Annotated in this window: 4 protein-coding genes; 2 read left to right on the forward strand and 2 right to left on the reverse strand. The window is 60.6% G+C overall.

The window, feature by feature from the left end; translation table 11 throughout:
- Positions 1-44: 44 nt before the first annotated feature.
- Positions 45-878 carry a hypothetical protein gene (locus tag ACQ3DC_RS21010; protein ID WP_430752655.1) on the reverse strand — a complete coding sequence of 278 codons (834 nt, stop codon included), beginning with the start codon at positions 876-878 and terminating at the stop codon, positions 45-47.
- Positions 879-1614: 736 nt separating this feature from the next.
- On the opposite strand from ACQ3DC_RS21010, the gene ACQ3DC_RS21015 reads away from it, so the two are divergent.
- Positions 1615-2250 (forward strand): TetR/AcrR family transcriptional regulator, encoded by a 636-nt coding sequence (locus ACQ3DC_RS21015; protein WP_430753128.1) that lies wholly within the window; start codon positions 1615-1617, stop codon positions 2248-2250.
- Positions 2251-2494: 244 nt separating this feature from the next.
- Entirely contained in the window at positions 2495-2782 is a 288-nt protein-coding gene (locus ACQ3DC_RS21020; RefSeq protein ID WP_430753129.1) for a hypothetical protein, read from the forward strand.
- 655 nt (positions 2783-3437) lie between these two features.
- Here the strand turns inward: ACQ3DC_RS21020 and ACQ3DC_RS21025 are convergent.
- Entirely contained in the window at positions 3438-4685 is a 1248-nt protein-coding gene (locus ACQ3DC_RS21025) for an IS256 family transposase (protein ID WP_430752900.1), read from the reverse strand.
- Positions 4686-4783 lie beyond the last annotated feature (98 nt).

The following is a 4783-nucleotide window of genomic DNA, read 5'->3' on the forward strand; positions in this document are numbered from 1 at the left end:
TTTTTCAAAAGTCGGGCGTACGACGGAAGCGTCCGAGGGTGTTGTTAGCGCACGAGTCGTCTGAGGGCGTAGTTTGCATCGCGGCGGCGGTAGGTCTCGGTGGATCGCCCGTTGACCCGGATTGCGTTTCTGGCGGCGGCCGCCGCAGCGCGCTCTTCTTCCGTGACGTCGTGGTGGCGCATGTCAATATCGGCCGTCCAGCGCAGGAGGTCGTCGAGGGTGTCCCCCTCGAACACCACGCCCTCTGCCTCTACTTTGGTCCGCTCGGGGTTGATTACACGAAACGGCGCGGCGCTTTCCATTGGGTCAAGCAGGCGGTCCACATTGGCCTCGGGCTCGTCGTGCAGCGACGTGATGGAAATGTCCGGGTCTGCCACCCGCCCGCTGGCGCTGTAGCTGAGCACACACTCGGTCCGCCAAAGGAAAGCCCGGTGTTCGGGCCAGAAGAACTTGTGAGTCCTCTCCTCCCCCTCGGGGACGGCGAGGATGGTGATGCCACGACCATTAATTTCCTGCAGCACCCGCATCGGATCGGCCTCGACCAGGACTTCCTTATAATTCGGCACAAAGTCAGCGGGGCTGAGCGTGCCGTGGCGACGACCGACGTGGAACGCGTAGATCTCCGGATACGTGCCGGGGTACTGGGAAGGACCGGGCAGGTCCTCGTTCGGGACTGGCACGTCGGCCCATGAGTTCTTGAACAGATCCTCGAAAAACGCCGCGATGGCAGCTTGGCTCAACAATCCGGCCCCGACGTGACCCATGGGCTCCTGGATGACAATCCCAAAGCGCTGGTGTTTGTGCCACTCAGGCAGAATTTCGGTGACGGTGCTCGAGGCCCCGTCTGCTTCGACACTGAAGTGGTCGAGCTTAAGCATGGCAGTGTGCATCCTGCGATCAGCCTCCAACGGCAGAAATGAATACGGTGATGGGGATGTGTCCGGTCAGTTCTAGACGTGATCCGAACAGTGACCGGGAGCCGGGAGGGATCGTTGTACCCCGAGCCGGACTTACCTTCCCCAATGTCCTACTAAGCGCTCACTCACAACTGTGAGCAGGAAACTTCGTGCCCAATGCAAGCAGTCGACGACGAGTGTTCTGACCGCGGAGGTCAGAGACACCCCATTGCTGTTGCCTCAGGCAGGCAAGGTGAGAAGGGATGACGAGCCACCGACCCCATGGACTCCACATGGGAGTCCGGGGGACAGTGGGCGTAGGCCTGCTCTCGTGTCATGCTGGTCAATTCCACCTTCCAGCCATTGTGAACTTGATCACTTGATCAAAAGTAGCAGCAACTTGGCCGCATGGTCAAGACTTTCCTTCGCAGGTTTAAGTGCCAGTCAGCCCTTGGATCACGCTTTTCCTTGGGGTGTGGGCTAGTCGCCATCCATTGCCGTTGCTCTGCTATTGAGCATCATTGTCCTGCTGCTCGAATCTCCAGTGCGGTACTCCGTTGTTCTCTCCCGAAGAGGAAGCAGCTAGGGGAACCGGGCAGCCGGGGCTGCCCAAACTTGTCTTTATTGCAAGTTGAGCCTGACCGCACTACGAATGGGCCAAGCGTCCAAGTAAGCTGGCAGAAAGGAACAATTTCGAAAGCAGGAGCGAGGAGGCAGCATGCCGCAGGATCATCAGCCTGTCAGTTTCCGCCGCCGGCAGTTTGTGGACGCCGCGATAAGAGTCATAAGCCGAGAAGGTGTGGCTAGGGCGACAACCCGCCGCATTGCCGAAGTGGCCGAACTACCGACTGCCAGTCTTCACTATTGTTTTGCGACGAAGGAAGATCTCTTCCACGCAGTCTATGAAACCATCACAGCTGCCAGCTTTGCTGAAGTCGGTATAGGAATACGGCAAGCCGTGGGACTTCACCAGGGCGTCGTGGATATATTGCGTTCATTCGCGGACTGGTCTAGGCGCAATCGCGACATGCAACTCGCCGGCTACGAGCTCACCATGTGGTCGTTACGAAGTTCAGATTCCCAACATTTAGCTAAGCGGGTTTACCGCCGGTACCTGGATGGTTGCGCCCAACTCCTTCGCGAAGTTAGAACCGAGGAGGAGTTGGATGTCGATATTGAGGCTCTTTCTGGGATCCTAATTGGAGTGATGGATGGTCAAGTGATGCAATGGCTTTCGTTCGATAACTCGGAGGAAGGCATGTCCACGGACAAGTGGGGGAAGATGGTTCAAAACGCGCTCCCCACCCTGAGATATGAACCCGAAATGTCGGGCTACGACATTGGTTCCTTCTAGGTCGCCCTCCTCGAGCTTTGCGGCGCTGGGCGGCCCTTCCTCTCGGCTCTACCATCGATGCCCCTGGGGCTCAGTTGGACTGTTCTCCTCAAGGAGGCCCATCCCGACCTGGTTCAGTAGTAATTGACTGAAGCCATGGCTGCGCCCATAGCGGAATAAATGCGTCGTGTGGACCTCGGATCCGGGCCACTCGTCTAACGAAACGGGAGCGTCGATTGGCTCTGTTCCCAGTGAGGTCAGCCCGTTGGACCGGGCGCTGGTGGCAATGGCGCGCCTGGCGCAGCAGGGCCATCCCAAAGCGCAGGCCAGCTTCAACCGGATTCTGCGGCTGTGGCTGACGGCACTCGAGGAGCAACTCGGCAGCCGAAGTGTATCCCGGGCAGTGAAACTCATGGGGGATGGCCTCTACTATGAGGCGGCATTCTTCGGTGGCGTCGAGGCAGAGCGACAAACAGAAAGCGAACTGCAAGATGTCCTCAAAATCGTGGACCTGGTGGTCCGAGAGGGCCGCAGACCGCCAGGGCCGACGTAACGCTCATCAGCCGACACAACTGCAGTCGCTCCCTAAGAGACACGCAGGCGCAGTGGGCTGCCTCCGGGTGTTGGCCCTCCGGAACTGCACGCGGATGCGGATTGGGTGTCAGCAGGCCTGCCTCGGCTGTCAACTCGTCCCTATGGCATCGTTCACGAATGAGACAAGTGCGGCTAAAGAAACCCGCGTAAAGTTGCCCTTCGCAACTAAGCATGGTCTGTGCTGACGCCGTAGTTGGGGCCGCTTGTGCTGGGGCGTTAAGCGGGAGGAATTAGGCCAGTGCCTCTTTGAATTGGTAGCGACCGAGCAAACCAAGGACCACAGAAACCCCGATATGAATCTATGTCTTGTTCCGGCCGGTGGTGCTCGCGTGCAGATGCGCTGCTCCGTGTCGAGGTCATTCACGTCATCTCTGTCACGGCGACCGGAAGGGGGCCTGGTCCTGGGCGTCCACACCGGCGAGGACGTCACCGGTTGTACTGACGGCGGTGTCGTTGGCGTGGGCCGCCGGCGGACGGGTTGGGCTTCATGGTGGACATTACCCGCGACGAGAACGGTAGGGGTGCATGCACGGCTGCTGGTCCTCGTCCCGGGCCGGTGGGGGTGTCAAGTTTTCTGTGTAAGGGACCGGTCGGTTATCCGGTCTGCCGGGTGGTCAGATCGGAAGCCGGTTGGGGAATTGAACGGCGAAAGCGTTCAGTGCCTGGTGCCAGCCTTGGGTGCCGGTTCCGAGCTCGCCGCCGCGGGTGGTCTCGATGTTTCTGATCCCGAGGTAGACCAGCTTGATCGCGGCCTCGTCGGAGGGAAATGAGCCCCTGGTTTTGGTGATCTTCCGCAGTTGGTAGTTGATCGATTCGATCTGGTTCGTGGTGTAGATGACTTTGCGGATCTCGGGGGTGAAAGCCAGGAACGGGGTGAAGTCTTCCCAAGCGTTCCGCCAGGCCAGCACCGCCCCGGGAGCTGTGCTCTGCCAGGTCTCCGCGAAGGCCTCCATGGCCAGCTCGGCCGCCTGCACGGTCGGTGCGGTGTAGATCGGGCGCATGTCCCGGGCCATGGCTTTGCGTGCACCGTAGGAGGCGTATTTCATGGCCGAGCGCAGCAGGTGCACGACGCAGGTCTGCACGACGGTTTGGGGGTAGATGCTGTTCACCGCTGCCGGCAGCCCGGTGAGCCCGTCGCAGCACAGGATCAGGATGTCGGCGGCTCCGCGGTTACGGATCTCGGTGAGCACGTTGGCCCAGAACTTCGCCCCTTCGCTGGTGCCCAGCCACAGGCCCAGGACCTGCTTGCGGCCCTCTACGTCCACGCCCACGGCCACGTGGCAGGCCTTGTTCACCACCACGCCGCCGTCCCTGATTTTCAGCCAGATCGCGTCGATGTAGACGATCGGATACACGGACTCCAGCGGCCGGTTCTGCCACTGGGCGAGCTCATCGGCAATCACGTCGGTCACCCTCGAAATTGTCGCCGCGGAGACCTTGGTCCCGTAGATTTCATCGAGGTGGGAGCCGATATCCCGGGTGCTCATTCCGCGGGCGTAAAGGGACAGGATCATGTCTTCGACCTTGCCCAGCCGGCGGGCCCGCTTGGGCACGATGACCGGTTCGAAGGAGCTGTTCCGGTCCCGTGGCACGGTGACCTGCACCGGCCCCTGGAGGGTCTGAACGCTCTTGGTGGTCTTGCCGTTGCGGGAATTGCCCGTGCCCTGCCCTGCGGGGTCCCCGGACTCGTAGCCGAGGTGGTCGCTCATCTCCGTTTCCAAGGCCCGTTCCAGGACCGCGCGGGTCATCCGGGAGAGGAGCTCTTCAACACCGTTGCGGCCCTCTCCGAGGTCCTCCGCTGCCGTGACGAGGGCGTCGATCTGGTCGGCGCTCAAGACGCCTTCAAGGGGGTTGGTGGTCATACTGATTTCGGCCAAGAGGGCCCGTCCTTTCAGGGGTGAAACCGCAGGTCAAACCCTAGTTAGAGACCGGACCCTTACACACTCAATGAAACACCCTC

The sequence above is a fragment of the Paenarthrobacter sp. NEAU-H11 genome (genome assembly GCF_050573415.1).
Lineage (GTDB): Bacteria > Actinomycetota > Actinomycetes > Actinomycetales > Micrococcaceae > Arthrobacter.

What these genes read in the sequence shown, in the direction of transcription:
- ACQ3DC_RS21010 (WP_430752655.1), bottom strand. Translation starts at nt 878, where the DNA reads ATGCTTAAGCTCGACCACTTCAGTGTCGAAGCAGACGGGGCCTCGAGC.
- ACQ3DC_RS21015 (WP_430753128.1), top strand. Translation starts at nt 1,615, where the DNA reads ATGCCGCAGGATCATCAGCCTGTCAGTTTCCGCCGCCGGCAGTTTGTG.
- ACQ3DC_RS21025 (WP_430752900.1), bottom strand. Translation starts at nt 4,685, where the DNA reads ATGACCACCAACCCCCTTGAAGGCGTCTTGAGCGCCGACCAGATCGAC.